Raw genomic sequence first — 16,769 nt, forward strand, 5'->3', positions numbered from 1 at the left:
ACCGGCGGCGCGCCCCACGACATCGAGTGGAGCGCCGTCCGTGCGTGCGACTCGGATACTCCGATCCGATCCGTCTTGTTCAGCGCGGCGCGAGTGCGGCGAAGGCTTCGTCGAGCAGATCGTCGAGGTCGCAGCGGCCGTCGGAGGCGGTCCAGTGGTTGACCGCGATGTTCAGACAATCCACCGCGGCGGCGGCGCGCACCAGAGGGCCCAGGGTGGGAGGCCGCGCCGGGTCGTCGCGTTCGGCGAGCGCCTGTGCCATGGCGGGGCGCCAGCCGTTCTGCTTCTCCTGGCTGCGGGCACACAGCGCGGGCGTCTGCATGATCAGCTGGGACATTGCGAGTGCGCCGTCCGTGTCCTGGCGGTGGGGCCTGATGACGGTGTCCAGTGCGCGCCGCAATGCCGTCCAGTCGTCTTCGTCGGCGGGCCGGGCCCGTACAGCATCGGCGATCTGCTCGTCCTAGGCGTCAACGGCGCTGAGGACGACATCCTCCTTGCTGCCGAAGTAGCGCAGGAAAGTGCTGCGCGATACTCCGGCGGCCGCGGCCAGGTCGTTGACGGTGACCTTCTCGAAGCACTCGCGGCGGAAATGGCCGAGCCCCGGCCGCAGCAGGACCGTCGGCAGTTGCACGCCATGGCACTGCAGCACGTCTGCAGCGCATCCACACCAGGGGAAACCCGCCGACCTCGCCAGGCGCCGTCCTCTTGCCCGACGGCGCCGCCTGGATCAGCAGTCAGCCGTGGCCCACGACAGAAGCGTGAGCCCCCGCAGCCGATATCTCGCATCGCGATTCCCACTTCTACCCATGGAATCGAGGCATGACCCATGACCAAGAACCTCGGACTCATCGGCGCCGGCCACATCGGCAGCGCGCTGGCCCGTCTCGCCGTCGTCGCCGGCCTCGATGTCGTACTCAGCAACTCTCGCGGCCCCGAGACCCTCACCGACCTTGTCGCCGAACTCGGTGAGCACGCACGCGCGGCCACAGCCACCGAGGCTGCACAGGCCGGTGACCTGGTCGTGACGACGGTCCCGCTGAACTCCTACCAGCAGCTCCCCGCCGCCACCCTGGTCGGCAAGACCGTCATCGACACGATGAACTACTATCCCGAGCGCGACGACCGGAAGGCGGAGCTGGATGCCGGCGAGCAGACCTCCAGTGCCCTGGTGCAGAGGCACCTGGCCAACTCCAACGTGCTCAAGGCCTTCAACAACATCGACTTCGTGCGACTGTTCACCTCCGCCCGGCGCGCCGGCGCCGACGACCGCAGTGCCCTGCCCATCGCCGGCGACGACGCCCTCGCCAAGTCACATGTCCCGTCTCATTGGATCTAGCTCTCGGTCAGTGCTCTGAGCAGGCATGACGCATTGTGCGGTGAGACGGATCGGGGCCGGTGTCTCAGTTCATCGTGCCCGCCGGGTTCGGGCTTGAGGCTGCGTCTCAGTTCATCGTGTCTGGAAAGGTCATTTCGTGAGTTGTGCCGCTGTTCGTGTCGTCTCGGCGGTGATGGCCCATCGCTCGTGGTCCCTCCACTCGCCGTTGATGTACTGGAAGGCAGCCGAGTAGCCCTCGCGCTGGAAGCCCAGACGTTTGACGAGGTTCAGCGAGGAGGTGTTGTCCGGTTGGATGTTCGCCTCCAGCCGGTGCAGTTCCAGCGGGCCGAAGGCGAGCTGGACCACGAGCCTCAGTCCTTCGGTCATATAGCCACGGCCGGTCGTAGAGGCGTAGGAGGTATAGCCCAGAGTTCCGCTTTGGAGGGTGCCCCTGACGATGTTGTTGATGTTGATGCCGCCCACGATCGTGCCGGTGTCGCGCAGGCAGATCACGAAGCCCTCATGGGTGGGCTGCTCGAACCGCTCAAGGTGGCTCTCGAACGCTTCCACTGTGTTCTCGCGGGCGCCCAGCCAGCGGTGAAGCATCTCGGCGCTCTCCTGGGCCAGCGCTGCGAGCTCGTCGTAGTCCTGGCGACGGACGTGGCGTATGACCACCCGCGGCCCTTGCAGGAGGTGACTGGTGATTGCCATCCAGGGATCCTATGCAGCTCGCGGGCCAGCTCAAGAGCTCAGTGACATTTGGGCGTGATGTAGCGATAGATGGTGGAACGTGCGGTCTTGAACGTCTGGGCGATCTTCGGGATGGAGGCGCCGGAGTCGTAGAGCTGTTGTGCCTGCTCGGCCTGTTCAGGAGTGAGCAGTGGCCGTCGCCCGCCGGTCTTGCCGCGGGCCCGGGCGGCTGCGAGGCCGTCGTTGGTGGCGGCGCGTACGAATTCGTGGTGCAGTCCGGCGAAGACGGACATCACGCTGAAGAAGTCGCGTCCTTCGAGGGTGCTGCTGTCGATGTCCTGCTCGACGGCGTGGAGCCGGATGCCGCGGTCGCGCAGGTCGGTGCCGACGACGATGAGGTTCTGGACGGAGTAGAACAGCCGGTCGAGCCGGGTGATCGTGATGGTGTCGCCGGAGCGGAGTTGGGGCAGCAGTGAGTCCCGCTCGGGCCAGGCAGTCTTATGGCCGTTCGTGCGCTCGATGTAGATGTACTCCTCGGCGACGCCGGCCCGCATGAGTGCGTTGATCTGCGGGACCGGGCTCTGTCCCGCGGCCGCGCGGACGTAGCCGACGACGGCCGGGGCCGACGGTGCCCGCAACAGGGAAGACGCGGTCGTCATCGGGTGCTCACCTGCTCACGGTCGGAAGAGCCCGGAGGACGCCAGGGATAGAACGGCAGACTGCGGTCGTAGGGTTCTTGCTCGATCCAGCGGATCAGCGGGTCGCGTTTGCCGATAGCGTCGAAGCCGTAGCCGGGGGCAGCCCGGTCGTGGACTTCCCCGATGAACCGTCGCAGGTCCCGGTCCTGGCCTGTGAAGGGCAAGAACCTCAGGCAGGGCGAGGCCAAGAGACCGGCGAGGGCGACGACGTCCGGGTAGGTGCAGGCGACGAGCTCGATGTCTTCCTTGAAAGCGTGCCATTTCGGGCCGCTGAGCGCGGTCATGCGGCGGCGCCAGCGCCGGTCGAACCGGTTGCTATCCCACCAGCGGAAACAGATGTCGGCGGCTTCGGCCATCGCATAGGTGACGATCCGCTGGCCGTGGCGGCGAACGAGGTTGTAGTGGTGCCGCTGCGCGCGGATCACCTCTGGGACGGCGCGCAGGTCGAGCTGTTGTCCGTGGCGGCCAATCCAACGGCCGTGCCGCAGACAAAGGTTGGTTGTGACCGGGACGTGGTGTGAGGCGTGGGTGGTGATGCCCAGGCCGGCCAGGCAGCGGGTGCAGACGGGCTGGGTCGTCCACCCTTTGTCTGGCAGCGGCTTGAGGGGCTGGGCGGTGAAGCGAGAGGTGAGTTCCTCGGTCCGCAGGTCGGGCAGGGCTCGCAGGAGCCGGTCGACGGCGTGCCCGGACAGACAGTGAAGAGCGTGCAGGGTGGTGAGCTTGCCCGGGTGGACGCGGTCGGGGTCCTGGACGTGCGCGGACAGTTCCTGGCGGGAGAGACGGTTCGCGGCGGCGAGACGGCCCAAATAGGAGCCGGAGGTCTCACGGTGGAGCGGTTCGATCGTGCGGGGCAGCTGCCGCAGCCTCAGGCCGGGCAGCGAAGGTGTACTCACGCGGCGTCCCCAATCCCGTCGTCCTCGTCGTCGGTCGGGGCCGGGTTGTCGGACTGGGTGCTGTGGTCGACCGGGACGGAGTCGAGCAGGCGGCGGGTGATGCGTTCGCTGCCGTCGATGATCGCGCTGATGGCGGACGCCCGGATCAGGTGGGACAGGCTGCTGATGCTGCCGCCGGTGCGCTGGTAGAGATACTTCGCCTGCCCGGGGAGGGTCCCGCTGGGGTGGCGGTGGAGCCGGAGCGCGTGCTCCATCGTGGCAATCATCGACTTCCAGTCGGCGGTGTCGGGGAAGTTCCCGGTCGTGCGCATCACGCAGCGGGCCGCGATCTGGCGGCCCCTCACCCCGCTGAACAGGCCCTCACGTTCGACGTTGATGCCCGCATAGACGAATGTTGCGGGGACGTGCTCGGTGAAGTACTTCAGGTGGTCGGACATGTCCTTGCCGGTGGACGTGGCCATGTTGATGTTGTGGATCTCGTCGACGCAAACCAGGTCGCAACGGGCGTCGGTCAGGATCTGGCAGACGGTGTCGGCGATGTCCATCTCGTTGTGCCGCGACTTCAGCGGCAGGCCCAGGAAGTGCGCGAAGCGGGTGGCGAGCTTGCGCGGAGAGCCGTTGGGCGGGGCGGAGACGTAGACGACTGGGATACGGTCGTGATCGGGAAAACGCTGGCGTACTCGCAGTTCGTGGATGCGGCCGAGCTGCTTGATCGCAGTGGACTTACCCGTCGCCCAGGGCCCGGAGACGATCAGGCCGCGGCGGGCGCTGATCTCCCGCCGGTTCACCAGGGTCAGCAGCCTGCCCTGATGGGTGACCTCGCGGATCGTGGGCGTCTCCACGACGATCAGTTCGGAGTGGTAGTTCACCCGGGCCTCGTCGTACTCGTGCCGGGCCGACGGCTCCAGGGCCTGCCACTCGTCCGCGGGTAGCAGGTCGAAGGTGAGAGGGTCGGCGTTCACGAACCGGCGCCACCCCTCCAATGTCGTGGTCGGCACGCGCCGTTCATCCGACATCCCGAACTCCGGGAAATTCACCACCACTTCTTCGCCTCCTCACGGGCGTCAAAGACCTTCAGCGGCACGACGTCGGCGATCGGCTCGCCATCGTCCTCATCCGTTCCGGGGCCGTCGTCGGCCGCCCGCGCCGACGCGGGCTCCGGAGGGCCGGGGTGGGGCCAGGCGGGTTGGGCGGTCGCCCGGGTGCGGGCTGCGACCTTCGCCCCGCGGCCCCGGCCGCGGCGGGCCGGCTTGGCCGGGGCCGACGCTTCGGGGCCGGTGCCCGCCCGTTCCAGCAGGTCGCCGACGGCCTCAGCGACGGCGTCCTCAGTGACCTGGCCGCCCTGCTCGCGCAGGTTGCGCGCTTCGTGGTCCCAGGCGAGTTCGCCGAAGGGGGTGACGGTGGTTGACAGCAGTCGCCAGGGGACGGTGATCCATCGACCCTCGTGGTGGTCGCGCAGCCAGAGGAGTCGGATGTCGTAGGGGTCGTGGCGGACTTCCCAGCGGTCCTTCCGCTCGGTGATCCCGGACTTCACCCGGCGTAGTCCGTTCAGCTCGTCGCTGTCATAGATGCGGTGGTTGACCTTGATGCCGTAGGAGTTGACCGCCTGCCAGCGGGTCGGCAGCAGCTCCAGGTAGTCCTCCGCACTCAGCGCGAGAGGCAGGTAGCCGGCCGTCTCCACCAGGGCCGCGTACTTCTCGTTCGGCGAGAACGTCCGCCTGGGCGCGAGCGGGTCGCGCAGACCGTCATGGGCCCTGGTCTGCCAGCACGAGCTGATCCACTCTTCGAGAAGTCCCTGGAGTTGATGCAGCGACCACAGCGGCGCGTCCTCGATCTTGCGGCCGCGGTGCTCGGCCGAGCGGCCGGTGTACCCGGTGACGAACTGAGCGAACAGCGAGGCTGCTGAGCCCAGAGTTCGCTCGATGTGGGGCTTGTGGGTCGGGGTGCGGGGCGGCGCGTGGATCACTTCGGTGCCGAACGCGTTGCAGGCGGTGTGGAAGTTCTTCGACAAGAACGCCTTCCCGCCGTCCACGACGATCGCCTCCGGGATGATCAGCGGCACCGCGGCCGCGTGCCGCAGCCGCTCGTCCACCGACAGCAGCCGCTGGTAGGGCAGCGCGGAGTGCTCCATCCGCAAAGCCTCCGGCCAGCCCGGCCGCATCGATGCCGGGGTGACCGAGCGGGCCAGCAGCAGGGCGGCATCCACCGACTTCGTGGTCGGCCGCAGCACCGCCGCCGTGATCGACCGGGTGGCGACGTCGACCATGCCGACCAGCTCGCAGCGGTCCACCACCCCATTGTCCAGCCGCACCAGCACGTCGAACGGCGTGGAGTCGATCTCCATCAGCTCGCCCGGCCGGCAGACCGTGACCTGGTCGAAGGCCCCGTCGGGCTGGGCGGCCAGCGAGCGGCGGGTGCGGGCCGAACCGGTGGTGTGCCGACCGGTCTCCAGCCTGTTGAACAGGCGGTAGAACGTCGCCCGCGACGGCATCGTGGCCGGCGGCCCGTCCAGCTTCTTCACCGCCTGGCCGACCCGCGTGAAGTAGTAGCTGACGGTGCGGGTCGAGCCGTCCACGGCTTGGTCCATCAGCTTCCGCAGCTCGTCCACGACTCTGGGGTCCACCTGCCCCCAGGCCGGACGGCGCGGGGTATGGCGCCCGTCCACCATGCCCAGCACCCCGCGTTTCTGGTAGCGCTGGCGGCGGCGCCGAACCGTGTGACGGCTCACCGGGTGCCCCAACTCCGCAGACAGCTCGGCGGCCTTGGCCTCCTCACGATCCGCCAGCGACCGCAAGGCCGGGTCGTACTCGGGCCGCGAGAGCGTGCCCGCCGGAGCATCGGGGGCCAGCCCGGTCAGCACCTCGGTCATGTGCCGGTGCCACCACAGGGCCTTGTCGGCCAGGCCGGGCTCCAGCCCGTCCAGCAGGCCCGGCGGCAGTAATCGGCCCGGCCCCGAGCCGACCACCTCGAACCCCGGCGAGGTCATCAGCGTCGGCAGATGCATCGCGCTGGACTGCCCCAACTCGTCCGCGAGCCGCACCAGCATCCCGCTGATGCCCACGACCGTGTGCACCGCGCCGTCGAACCGCACCCGGTCCCCGGGACGCACCACGGGCGGCCGCCGGACCACGCTCACCGACCCGTCTCCGCGACTTTGACCATGCTGTGCGGACCCAACACCCCGTTGTCCAGGTCGACATGGAGGAGCTGCCGCCAGAGCAAGTGATAGAGAACAGGCAGCACCGCCAACCGGTCACCGACCCGCTCCGCCCCCGCGAACAGCGCTGCAGGAGCGGCGAACACCTCCAGCAGGGCCTGCCGTAGCTCCGGCCGGTCGTAACGGGGGTGGCGGTAGCCCGCCAGCCACTTCACGTTCGCCAGCAGCACCGCATCCACCGCCCCGACCCGCATAAATCGCCATCCGGCCATGTCACAGGCTCGCGCGGTCGCCTCGAACGCCTCCGCGTCATCCGGCTCGATGCGGTCGTCCGGCCGGACGTCGACCACCAAGCCCTCCCCATCCGCGCGGCGGGCGAAGAAGTCCGGCACGTGTCCGCGCCGGCCCCGGCGGGTGGGCCAGAACAGCCGGAACGGCTGAGCGGCCAGCCCCGTCACCTGCGGATCGAAGTCGAGCAGCATCGCGTGGTGCCGTTCCAGGCGCGACTCAACCAGCAGCGGCCCCCGCGTCGTCGCGGCCCAGTACTGCCGCGTCACCGACTTCTGCCCCGGATAGGTCCGCACCGTACGAACCGGCGGCAGCCGCCCGAACGCCTCCGCCCAGCACTCCGCCAACCTCACCCGACGGCGTACGCCCTCGGCGTCGACGTACTCAACCTCGAACCTATCTGGCCCCTCCAGCAAGACCACCGTGACACCCCCTCGACGCCGTCCGACTGCTGAACACGAGAGAGCCACAACAGCAGCCGGAGCGACAAGAGAAACCACTTCAAACCGCCCCGGCGGGCGAAACCCAGATGAGACGAACCCGCCCCACATACACGGACCACAGAGACAAACCGGTCCGACGAACACGATCCAGTGAGACTCGCCGCGTCACGTCAGCCCGTACAGACACCACAGGCTGAGACCAGTAGCGAATCCGACACGACGCCATGAGAAAGAGACGGGATCACGTGAGACGGGACATCACAGGTGGCCGAGCTGTTGGACGTGCTGGGCTACGACGCTGTCGACATAGGAACCCTTGCCGACAGCTGGCGCAGCGAGCCGGGTACCCCCGTCTACGTCCAGCCGTACCTGCCCGCACAGCCCGAAGGGCTGACCGATGCGGAGAAGTGGCACTGGTTCTCCGAGACCTCGGGCCTCCTGGTACCCGCAGACATGGTGAAGGAACTGACCGGTACCGCCGTACGGCGCTCCGCGGGAGATGCCCGCGCGACTCTTGCTCAGGACTGAGCCCGGCTCAGGAGAGTCGGACAGGCAGCTCGTCGAACGCGACCAGACCGTCGGTGCAGACCTCCAGCAGCTCACCGGCGAGCTCGACCGAGGACCGCTCGGCGATGAAGCAGAGGTTCCGGCTCGAATCAGGCGGTCAACTGTAGTCGAACTCGGCCATCAGGTTCGGTCGTTCGGCGAACAGCTTGAATCCGGTACCGATGAGGTAGGCGGGGTTCGGGCCGCCCGACATGTACAGCAGCACCGTGGTCTCCAGGATCGACGTAAGACGTTGGTGCATCCTGCCTCGTTCGGCAGCGGCGCCGGACGGTGTTCCGCACCCTTCATTTGTCGTGTACTGAATCTGTTTGCTGTTGCGCGAGTCGCCGAGCGTCAACGGCCATTGAGATGCCCAGATGGGTGGCCGAGGCGGGGCAGGCGCCGGCCCAGAGGCGAGGAGTGTCTGCAGTTCGCAGACCAGCTGATCGACGAGCTGGCGAGCCGTGCCCGGTCTGAGGGCCTGCAGTTGACGGGTGGGGGCGGGCTGCTGCAGCAGCCCTTGAGGCCGAAATCACGATCACCTCGGCCATGACAAGCACGATCCGGCGGGCAAGGACGGCGGCAACTCCCGCAATGGCAAACGCTCCAAGACGGTGCTGACCGACGTGGGGCCGGTGGCGGAGGTCTACCGCGCCGACGTGTCCCGGCAGATCATCTCCACCATCACCGACAAGGTCCTCAAGGACATGGCCGAGTGGCAGAACCGCCCTCGGGCCAATACCTTCATGGCGCGCGCTCTACGTCTGGGCAGTCAAGGAAGCAGATGGAGCAGGCGCGGATGGCCGCGGACCGTCGTCCCGAGAGCAGACAGCGCAAGATGGTTGTCCGCTCTCACAGCCCACCCCGGCGCCTGCAGCACGCTACGGACGACCACTCCAGGCCGGTCTTCGGGCGGTTGGACGCGCGGGCCGTGCCTTAAATATCCCGGCGGCCCCGGCGACCAAGAGACAGCAGACGACCGGGACGATCAGGGCGATTCGGAGAGTCGTGACCTGGGCGATGAATCCGATGAGAGAGGGTCCTGCGAGAAGCCCGCAGTACCCGAACGCCGCCACCCTCGAGACGTAGGTCGAAGAGTGGCGTGGATCTACGTTCCCGGCCACGGAGAACGTGAGAGGCACAGTGCCCGCGATGCCGAGCCCCGCGAGGGTCCAGCCCAGGATGGCCATGGGTGCGTTGTTGCACAGGAGGGTCAGACCGAGTCCTGCTGCGGCCAGAATGGTGGCGGCCCGGCAGTACTTGTCGGGGCCGACGTGCGCGACGACCCGGTCTGCGATGACGCGCACGATTATCATGCCGACAGAGAAGGCCCCGAAGGCGAGGGTGGCCACGTTGGGCGCGGCTCCGATGACGTTGCGCAGGTACAGGTTGGACCAGTCGTAGGCCGCCCCTTCGGCGGTGAACAGCGCGAAGGCGACCAGTCCCAGCACGATGATTCGCCTGTTCCTGAGTGCCGGCTGCCCCGCGGGTTCGTCTTCGGTGCGGGCGGGGCGGGGCGCAGCGGGTAGCCAAGGGGCCAGGCACAGGCTGAGGGTGGCGGCTGCGGCCGCGGTTCCGACGAGCAGCCACCTGACATCGATACCTGCCTGCGACACGACGCTGCCCAGGAGTGCCGCTAGCAGACCCCCGGCTGAGAACCAGGCGTGGAAGGAGATGATGACGGGTCGGCCGATCTTGCGTTCGAGTGCCACGGCCAGGGCGTTCTGCGAGGCGTCGAAGGTGCCGCTGCAGGCGCCAAGGACCACAGCGGCCGCCAACAGCTCAGGCCAGGTGCCAGCAGCGGCCGGTCCGAGAGCCGACAGGCCGAAGGCCGCACCTCCACAGATCAGGATTCGACGTTCACCGAAATGCGACATCAGTCGTCCCGAGACGGACATGGCCGAGAGCGAGCTCAGTCCGAGGACCAGCAGCGTCAGCCCTACCTGCCCGTAGGAGAGGGGCATCCTGTCCTTGATCGACGGGATTGACACGGCCCACACTCCGAGCACGAAACCCAGGGTGAGGAAGTTGGACGTCAGAGCGACGCGTTGCTGCGACAACGACGGCATCGGCTTCTTTCTGGAGAAGGGAGTGAGGCGGGCGGCCAGAGATTTTCGGCGCTCGCCGCGGGGAAGCTCTCGGCGCTCGCGTCATTGAGGGTGGTCGCGTGGCGGACCGCCTCGGCGACCGCGGGGGAGACGGTCGGGATGAAGACGCTGGGGATGATGCAGTTGGCGTTGAGCTCGCTGGGCTCGACCCGTGCCTGCGATGGCGATGGCGATGGCGATGGCGTTGGCCGCGGCGGTCAGCATGGTGTCGCTGATGTGGGCATTGGGGTAGTCGCTGCGGCCGGTGGCCACCACCGCGGCGTGCCGGTGGGCGGCAACGGGGTGCACCTCGGGCACCGGGTTGGCCAGCGCAAGCACCACCGCGCGCGGGGCCATGGCGGCGACGTCGGCCTCGTCGAGCAGGTTCGGCCCGGAGACGTCGATGAACACGTCGGCGTCGGCCGGCGCCTCTTTCCGATTGCGCTTGATGGTCAGGTGGCGTACGTCGGCGGGGTTCTCGGCGATGGTCGGGCATACCCGCGCTACCCCCGGCGTGTACTCGCGGGACAGGTCATCCCGGTGCCGCAGCGGCACCTTGGGCGTCACCTCGATCTTCCCTCCCAGGCGCATCGGGAAGGTCCGGTCGGAGACCTCGACCACGGTGCAGTCCGGTAGGGCGGCCGGCGCTTTGGTGATCGCCGCGCTGCGCCCGGCGTTGCAGCTGGTGTCGACGACTAACCGCTCCTCGGTGGACTCGGCCACGTCAAGGGCGGTGATCGCCCCACTGGCCTCGGCTACCGCCTGCGACAGGCGGGCGATGGCCATCGGCGCGGTCGTCGTCTCGACCCGCACGGTGGTCGAGCAGCCCGGGCTGGTGGCTACTCCTCCGCCCGACCGTGCCAGCGCCTGAGCGGGGGGCGCGACAGCGGTCGCTGGGGTCGACTGGTCGGCTGCTTGCGGTCCGGCGAAAGCGGGGCCGTCGGTCTCGGCCCGGGGAGGGGGAGAGGTCATGGGGTGGTCCTCGGGAGGCAACTTGGTGAGTACTGCACGCTGGGCGGGCCGGCCCCTGCGTCACCTCAGCGGCACGGGCCCGTCGCTCAGGTGATCAAGGATCCGCAGCCAACTGGCCCTCTTCGTGAGCCGAAGTGGCAGGCGGTAGGTGGGTAGCAGCCGGTGAGGGCGTGGCGAGACGGCGGGTTGGGCAGAGGACTGGGCCCGCTGCCCAGCGGGGCTCGGACATCCGCCGGTGGGTACTCGCCTTGTACGGCAAACCGGGCCGCAACTGGACGAGCTCAAGGACCAATCCCCCGGTCAGTGCGGAAGCAGGTCCCCAGGAGTCCGTCCAGCGGCGGCCCCACCTATGAGATGACTCCGGACAGCGACTGGACGTCGGGACCCTGCTCGAGTTCGGCGGCGGCATGGATGTCATCGACGTGGATGATCAGATGCCAGCCGTCGGGTCTGCGGGGCAGGGCGTGGCTTCGGCGGGTTCAGCCTGGTCCAGGTCCGGTACGGCCATGTTCACGTGGTCGGAGGCTCGCCGGCTCGCTTCACGCTGATCATCGTCTTCTCCGTTCTTCACTGCCGATCGTCGTGGACCCTGACCGATCGGCGCCGGGGTGTCGTCTTCGGACGACCCTCGAACCGGGCTGACTCATCAGTGAGAGACCTGCCCGAGTCGCCACTTCTGAGGAGCCTTAGCGAGCTGTATCTCGCAGCCAGCAACTTAGCCTAACGTCCGTTAGTTCGCTAGAGTCGTGGATGGGCTACTGGCACGGTCATTTCCGCCGGAGCTGGTCGGGTGGGTGGTGGCCGAGTGCGGGAGGTCCGGGCAGTGCAACCGGCAGCTGCGGGCGCGGGTGGTGGTCTATTTGTCGCTTGCGTATCTGCCCGTTCGCCGGGCAGGAATACGAGAAGGTGGCGCGGCTGCTCATGCAGGGTTGGCCTGGGCGAAGCGCTGCTCATGGCAGGTGACCGACACGGCGGCGATTTCCCGGGCCCGGGACAGGCTGGGCCGGGACCGCTGAAGGCCCTGTTCTCCCAGGTGGCCAAGTCGCTGGCGACTCAGTCGACGCCGCGGGCGTTGTACGGCATGGCTCGCCGGACGCCGACATCTGCACCGCCGCTACGAGCGCAAGGCCGACCACTTCCTCTCCGTCACCAGTATCGCCTGCACCCTGATCTGCTACCGCAGACTCACCACATGAGATGACCTCTAGGTCACTGATCTCAGGTTCAGAAGCTCGTGGGAGATCAGGACTGCTTGGTCGGCGCCGGCAGCCAGTTCAGCGTCGGAACTGTCCGGGTCGAACCAACGGGTCGCCCCCTCCAGTACGGTCATCACGACCTTGATGCGTCGCTCGGCGTCGGGAAAGCCCATGTCGAGCGCCGCTGCTTTGAAGAGGGCTTCGTACAGATCGACCCAGTGCGTCACCTGCTCACTGAGGTCAGTGGGCAGCATGTGTACCATCCGGTCGGTGGCCACCAAGAGGTCCCACAGGTTGCTTTCGGGCAGCCGAATCTGGCGGGTGAAGTGAAGCCTCACCATCGCGTCCCAGAACTCCGGCGCGTCCTCTGCCTCAGTGACAGCCTCGCAGAGAGCTCGTCCGAACTGTTGGAAGTGCCACCGCAGGGATTGCGCGACGATCTCGTCGCGACCCTCGGGGAAGTGAGAGTAGATGCTCGGTGCCTTGATGTTGAGTTCTTTGGCCAGCGTCCGCATGCTGACCGACTCCATGCCGTGGCGAATGCACAGCTGCAGGAATGCTTCGAGGACGCGCCGCTTAGCTGCGGTCATGCCGGTCCAGCTGTCGGATCCGATTATCTGGACGAATTCGTCGAGGGCTTGCTGACGGTGTGACGTACGTATGCCGACGGGCAGCTCCGACAGCGCGGAGGGCGCCGATCCCACTCGCTGATTGGACACAGTTGAGAGTCTATGGGAGCCAGGCGGCTGGCCCGTTCAACCGGCAGCGCGCCCGGCTCACGACTCAGACGTCGCCCTGGCTTTTACCTGGACGCATGCCCGGAGTGGAGGCCTGTTCGGGTCAAGCTCCGGATGGAACGCATGCTGTCGCTGCCGTTGTCCGCACCGGGTAGTGTTGGATGTTCGTCTGTCATCCAGCGATTCCTCCCCCGACACTCGTCAGTTCGATCATCGGCTGCCTCATGGGCCCCGCTGGCAAGCCCGCTCGTCGAAGCCCGAGGTTCGGCTGTTTCAAAGGTCGACGACCGGTCTTGCGCGTGGGTCCAGGGTGTCGATGGCAGGCCCTCGACCTTTGGCCTCTCCGCGTCTTCCGTCAGGAGCTCGAAGGCAGGTTGATGCCGACGTACTTGGTCTCCACGTACTCATTGATGCCCTCGGGGCCGCCTTCGCGGCCGAAGCCGGACTGCTTGACACCGCCGAAGGGCGCGGCGGGATTGGACACGATGCCTTGGTTGATACCGACCATCCCGAACTCCAGGCTCTCAGCGACTCGGATCGTCCGCTCCAGGCCGGCGGTGAAGACGTAGGCGACCAGACCGTACTCGGTGTCGTTGGCGAGCTGCACGGCTTTGTCGTCGTCGGAGAAGGTGGTGATCGGGGCGACTGGCCCGAAGATCTCCTCGCGGAAGACGTTGGCTTCCTGGGGGACGTTGGCCAGGACGGTAGGGGTGAAGAAGTAGCCAGGGCCGTTGCCCGGCTGGCCGCCGGTGAGCACGTCGGCGCCGCGGCTGGTGGCGTCGTTGACCAGATCGGTGACTTTGTTCTGCTGCTTGGCGTCGATGAGGGGCCCGACGGTGACTCCTTCATGGGTCCCCGGGCCGACGACCTCGGCTTCCATGCGCGCGGTCAACCGCCGCCCGAACTCGTCGGCGACGGACTCGTGGACGAGGAAGCGGTTGGCCGCGGTGCACGCCTCGCCCATGTTGCGCATCTTGGCCAGCATCGCGCCGTCGACGGCAGCGTCGAGATCGGCGTCGTCAAATACCAGGAACGGTGCGTTGCCGCCCAGCTCCATGGAGACTCGCAGCAACTGGTCGGCTGACTCCTTCACCAGCGCCTTCCCGACCGGGGTGGACCCGGTAAACGTGAGTTTCCGCAGGCGCGGGTCTGTGATCAGCGGGGTCATGACCTGGCCGCTGGTACCAGTGGGAATGACGTTGACGACGCCGGCGGGGACCCCGACCTCGGTGAGAAGGTCGGCGAGGGCCAGCATGGTCAGCGGCGTCTGGGAGGCCGGCTTGACCACCATGGTGCAGCCCGCGGCGATTGCGGGCCCGATCTTGCGGGTGCCCATCGCCAGGGGGAAGTTCCAGGGCGTAATCATGAGCGTCGGGCCGACCGGCTGGCGCATGGTCAACAACCGGGTCTTGCCGTCGGGCGCCGTCGACCAGCGCCCGTCGATGCGCACGGCCTCCTCGGAGAACCACCGGAAGAATTCCGCGCCGTAGATCACCTCGCCCTTGGCCTGGGCCAGCGGCTTGCCCATCTCCAGGGTCATGAGCATGGCGAAGTAGTCGGAGCGCTCGGTGAGCAGCTCGAACGCCGCACGCAGGATCTCTCCGCGCCGTCGCGGCGGGGTGGCCGCCCACTCGGTCTGGGCCGCGACTGCGGCGTCCAGGGCGGCGGCGCCGTCACCGATGGCCGCCGATGCGACGTCCGTGAGGGTGCGACCGGTTGCCGGGTCTTCCACTGCGATGGTGCGGCCGTCGGAGGCGTTGCGCCACTCGCCGTTGATGAAGAGCCCGACGGGGACCTGACTCAGCGCGGTTTCCCGCAGCCGAGCCGTGGTCGCTGCCTCGTTGGGTGCAGTTCTGCTGTTCATCGACGTCCGTTCTGTGTGAGATCGGGGGGTGTCGCGAGGACGTTGGAATGAGGTGTGGGTAGGCGAGCCGCGTTTGCCCCGACGGCGCCGTAAGGCTGGGCGGTGGCAGGGTTCGGCGTCGGCCGGCCTGCGGGTCGTGGGCTCCCTGGCCGGCCGACGCCGTCGGTCTCGGGGTTGGTTGGTGCGTAGCCAGCTGTGTGAGGCCGAGGTTCGCCGAAGTCAGGTGAGAATGGCCGGCATCTTCTCGAAGGCGATTAGCCGGTCGGTGATCACGCGGGTCGGAGGCTGGAGCAGCTCGACCTTGGTGAACCGCTCGGCGGTCATGGTGAGGATGACGTCGACCTCGGCTCGTGCGATCAGCTGTCCCGCGCAGCTGTGGGCTCCGAGACCGAAGGTCAGGTTCCGGCTGGTCTCCATGGGCCGCTCGTAGTCGAACTCGTGCGGGTTGTCGAAGACGGCCGGGTCCCGGTTGACGGCGCCGATGGGGAACTTGATCATCGACTCGGCTGGGATGATGGTGCCGGCGATCTCGACGTCCTCGGTCGGGAATCGCGTCAGGAGCAGTTCGACGGGGTGGAGCCTGGCGAGCTCGTTGATGATGCGCTCGCGGGCCTCGGGCTTGTCGCGGTAGTCGCGCATGATGTCGGGTCGTTCGGCGAACAGCTCGAACCCGGCGCCGACCAGATAGGCGGGGTTGGGGGCGCCGGACATGTAGAACAGCACCATGTTCTCCAGCACCTCGCGCGGGGTGACCTCGCCCCGCTTGCTGGCGGCCAGCAACTCGTCGGCCAGGCCGTTGCCGGGGTTGGCCTCCTTCTCCTTGAGCAGGGCCTCGGTGGTGTCGAACATGTACTTCAGGTTCTTGATGGATTTCTCCCGGATGCCCTCGCCGGGGTCGGTGGCCTGGACCAGCATGGCGTTCCACAGTGCCCAGAACAGGGGCTCGACCTCGCCGTCGGGCAGGCCCAGGACCTGGGCCATGGTCGTGTGGGTGGGCAGGACCCCGAGATCGAAGTGGGCGTCGATGACCTCGCCGGGCTGGTAGTCATCCAGGATCCCCTGCAACGAGACGCGGGTGGCCTCCACCCACTGCTTGATCAGCTTGGGGGTGAACCAGCGCGAGAAGAGGCGGCGGGCCCTGGTGTGCTCGGGCGGGTCCAGGGAGAGGACGGTGTTCCCGAAGGCCAGCCAGGGGTTCTCGTCGACCCAGCTGGGCTCGCGGATGCTCATCACCGGGGCCTTGACGAACTGCATGGCCTCCTCGTATCCGAGGACCACGAAGGTGCGCTCGTCGGTCTGGTGGACCGGACCGAGCTCGCGGGCCCGGTCGTACCAGGGGTGGGGGTTGTTCTGGAACTCGTTGTCGCTCCACGGGAACAGGTCGTCCTCGATCGTGGTGGGCGTCACAGTGGTCCTTTCCGTGGCGGGGATGAGGATGGGCAGAGCGTCGTTGTCCGCCCAGTCCGCGGCGGCCTGGGCGGGGTCGAGCCCGGACGCGGCGTCATGGCGTCCGGTGACGCCGATCTGGGTGGCGCCGAGGTCGACCAGCAGCTGCGACATGGTCTTGATGGCGTTGTTGTAGTTCTCGTAGCTGCTGTCGCCCAGGCCGAAGGCGGCGAAGCGCAGGTGGCTCAGGTCCGGCCGCTCGTCGCTGAGAGCGTCGTAGAGGGGTTTGGTGGTGGCTGGCAGGCCGCCCTCCCCGTAGGTGGAGGTGATGACCACCGCGATCTGGGCATCAGCGACGTCGCCAACCTCCAGCTTGGTCATCTCGGTCAGCTGGGTGTCGATGCCGGCGTTGGAGAGGGTCTCGACTATCTCGTCGGCCACCATCTCTGCATTGCCGGACTCAGTGCCGTACCAGACATGGATGAGTGTCATGCGAG

General features: G+C 67.7%; 15 protein-coding genes and 3 pseudogenes. 4 read left to right on the forward strand and 14 right to left on the reverse strand.

Going from position 1 to position 16,769, the window contains the following annotated elements:
- Positions 1-79: 79 nt before the first annotated feature.
- Both ACFZDK_RS34375 and ACFZDK_RS34380 read right to left on the reverse strand, forming a co-directional pair.
- Positions 80-400 (reverse strand): hypothetical protein, encoded by a 321-nt coding sequence (locus ACFZDK_RS34375; RefSeq protein WP_390977936.1) that lies wholly within the window; start codon positions 398-400, stop codon positions 80-82.
- A gap of 60 nt (positions 401-460) precedes the next feature.
- Complete coding sequence (locus ACFZDK_RS34380) at positions 461-649, reverse strand: TetR family transcriptional regulator (RefSeq protein ID WP_390977938.1); 189 nt, start codon at positions 647-649, stop codon at positions 461-463.
- 177 nt (positions 650-826) lie between these two features.
- Here ACFZDK_RS34380 and ACFZDK_RS34385 point away from each other — a divergent pair.
- Positions 827-1,318: pseudogene (locus ACFZDK_RS34385) on the forward strand (NADPH-dependent F420 reductase); the annotation flags it as partial.
- Positions 1,319-1,465: 147 nt separating this feature from the next.
- Here the strand turns inward: ACFZDK_RS34385 and ACFZDK_RS34390 are convergent.
- The 6 genes from ACFZDK_RS34390 to ACFZDK_RS34415 all read right to left on the reverse strand — a co-directional run bounded on the left by ACFZDK_RS34390 (position 1,466) and on the right by ACFZDK_RS34415 (position 7,463).
- Positions 1,466-2,026 (reverse strand): GNAT family N-acetyltransferase, encoded by a 561-nt coding sequence (locus tag ACFZDK_RS34390; protein WP_390977940.1) that lies wholly within the window; start codon positions 2,024-2,026, stop codon positions 1,466-1,468.
- A gap of 38 nt (positions 2,027-2,064) precedes the next feature.
- Positions 2,065-2,664 carry a recombinase family protein gene (locus tag ACFZDK_RS34395; RefSeq protein ID WP_390977942.1) on the reverse strand — a complete coding sequence of 200 codons (600 nt, stop codon included), beginning with the start codon at positions 2,662-2,664 and terminating at the stop codon, positions 2,065-2,067.
- A complete protein-coding gene (locus ACFZDK_RS34400) occupies positions 2,661-3,596 on the reverse strand; it encodes a TniQ family protein (protein WP_390977944.1) in 936 nt (311 codons plus the stop codon). The genes ACFZDK_RS34395 and ACFZDK_RS34400 overlap by 4 nt, the downstream gene beginning before the upstream one ends.
- Complete coding sequence (locus tag ACFZDK_RS34405) at positions 3,593-4,558, reverse strand: TniB family NTP-binding protein (protein ID WP_390977946.1); 966 nt, start codon at positions 4,556-4,558, stop codon at positions 3,593-3,595. The genes ACFZDK_RS34400 and ACFZDK_RS34405 overlap by 4 nt, the downstream gene beginning before the upstream one ends.
- 71 nt (positions 4,559-4,629) lie before the next feature.
- Positions 4,630-6,732, reverse strand: a complete 2,103-nt coding sequence (locus ACFZDK_RS34410; RefSeq protein ID WP_390977948.1) for an integrase — start codon at positions 6,730-6,732, stop codon at positions 4,630-4,632.
- On the reverse strand, positions 6,729-7,463 hold the full coding sequence (locus ACFZDK_RS34415; protein WP_390977950.1) for a TnsA-like heteromeric transposase endonuclease subunit: 735 nt from the start codon (positions 7,461-7,463) through the stop codon (positions 6,729-6,731). Before ACFZDK_RS34415 ends, ACFZDK_RS34410 begins: the two co-directional genes overlap by 4 nt.
- Positions 7,464-7,748: 285 nt before the next feature.
- Between ACFZDK_RS34415 and ACFZDK_RS34420 the strand changes: the two genes are divergently transcribed.
- Entirely contained in the window at positions 7,749-8,012 is a 264-nt protein-coding gene (locus ACFZDK_RS34420; RefSeq protein WP_390977952.1) for a hypothetical protein, read from the forward strand.
- A 136-nt stretch (positions 8,013-8,148) separates the two neighbouring features.
- Here the strand turns inward: ACFZDK_RS34420 and ACFZDK_RS34425 are convergent, their stop codons facing one another.
- On the reverse strand, positions 8,149-8,292 hold the full coding sequence (locus ACFZDK_RS34425; RefSeq protein ID WP_390978102.1) for a hypothetical protein: 144 nt from the start codon (positions 8,290-8,292) through the stop codon (positions 8,149-8,151).
- A gap of 162 nt (positions 8,293-8,454) precedes the next feature.
- Here ACFZDK_RS34425 and ACFZDK_RS34430 point away from each other — a divergent pair.
- A pseudogene (locus ACFZDK_RS34430) lies at positions 8,455-8,761 on the forward strand (IS256 family transposase); the annotation flags it as partial.
- Between the two features lie 150 nt (positions 8,762-8,911).
- Here the strand turns inward: ACFZDK_RS34430 and ACFZDK_RS34435 are convergent.
- The gene (locus ACFZDK_RS34435; protein ID WP_390977954.1) at positions 8,912-10,099 is read right to left on the reverse strand and encodes an MFS transporter; all 1,188 of its coding nucleotides are present in this window, start codon (positions 10,097-10,099) and stop codon (positions 8,912-8,914) included.
- Positions 10,066-10,903 (reverse strand): annotated as a pseudogene (locus ACFZDK_RS34440) (hypothetical protein). Before ACFZDK_RS34440 ends, ACFZDK_RS34435 begins: the two are co-directional and overlap by 34 nt.
- 983 nt (positions 10,904-11,886) lie before the next feature.
- Here ACFZDK_RS34440 and ACFZDK_RS34445 point away from each other — a divergent pair.
- Entirely contained in the window at positions 11,887-12,105 is a 219-nt protein-coding gene (locus ACFZDK_RS34445; RefSeq protein ID WP_390978086.1) for a transposase domain-containing protein, read from the forward strand.
- Between the two features lie 188 nt (positions 12,106-12,293).
- Here the strand turns inward: ACFZDK_RS34445 and ACFZDK_RS34450 are convergent, their stop codons facing one another.
- The 3 genes from ACFZDK_RS34450 to ACFZDK_RS34460 form a co-directional block, all read right to left on the reverse strand.
- The gene (locus tag ACFZDK_RS34450) at positions 12,294-13,004 is read right to left on the reverse strand and encodes a TetR family transcriptional regulator (RefSeq protein ID WP_390977957.1); all 711 of its coding nucleotides are present in this window, start codon (positions 13,002-13,004) and stop codon (positions 12,294-12,296) included.
- A gap of 373 nt (positions 13,005-13,377) precedes the next feature.
- A complete protein-coding gene (locus ACFZDK_RS34455) occupies positions 13,378-14,886 on the reverse strand; it encodes an aldehyde dehydrogenase family protein (RefSeq protein ID WP_390977959.1) in 1,509 nt (502 codons plus the stop codon).
- 219 nt (positions 14,887-15,105) lie between these two features.
- The gene (locus ACFZDK_RS34460; RefSeq protein WP_390977961.1) at positions 15,106-16,764 is read right to left on the reverse strand and encodes a cytochrome P450; all 1,659 of its coding nucleotides are present in this window, start codon (positions 16,762-16,764) and stop codon (positions 15,106-15,108) included.
- Positions 16,765-16,769: the final 5 nt, after the last annotated feature.

Source organism: Streptomyces sp. NPDC007901 (assembly GCF_042959465.1).
Classification (GTDB): Bacteria; Actinomycetota; Actinomycetes; order Streptomycetales; family Streptomycetaceae; genus Streptomyces.

Coding starts and splice junctions, on each gene's coding strand:
- ACFZDK_RS34390 (WP_390977940.1), bottom strand. CDS start 2,026: ATGGCAATCACCAGTCACCTCCTGCAAGGGCCGCGGGTGGTCATACGC.
- ACFZDK_RS34395 (WP_390977942.1), bottom strand. CDS start 2,664: ATGACGACCGCGTCTTCCCTGTTGCGGGCACCGTCGGCCCCGGCCGTC.
- ACFZDK_RS34435 (WP_390977954.1), bottom strand. CDS start 10,099: ATGCCGTCGTTGTCGCAGCAACGCGTCGCTCTGACGTCCAACTTCCTC.
- ACFZDK_RS34455 (WP_390977959.1), bottom strand. CDS start 14,886: ATGAACAGCAGAACTGCACCCAACGAGGCAGCGACCACGGCTCGGCTG.
- ACFZDK_RS34425 (WP_390978102.1), bottom strand. CDS start 8,292: ATGCACCAACGTCTTACGTCGATCCTGGAGACCACGGTGCTGCTGTAC.
- ACFZDK_RS34460 (WP_390977961.1), bottom strand. CDS start 16,764: ATGACACTCATCCATGTCTGGTACGGCACTGAGTCCGGCAATGCAGAG.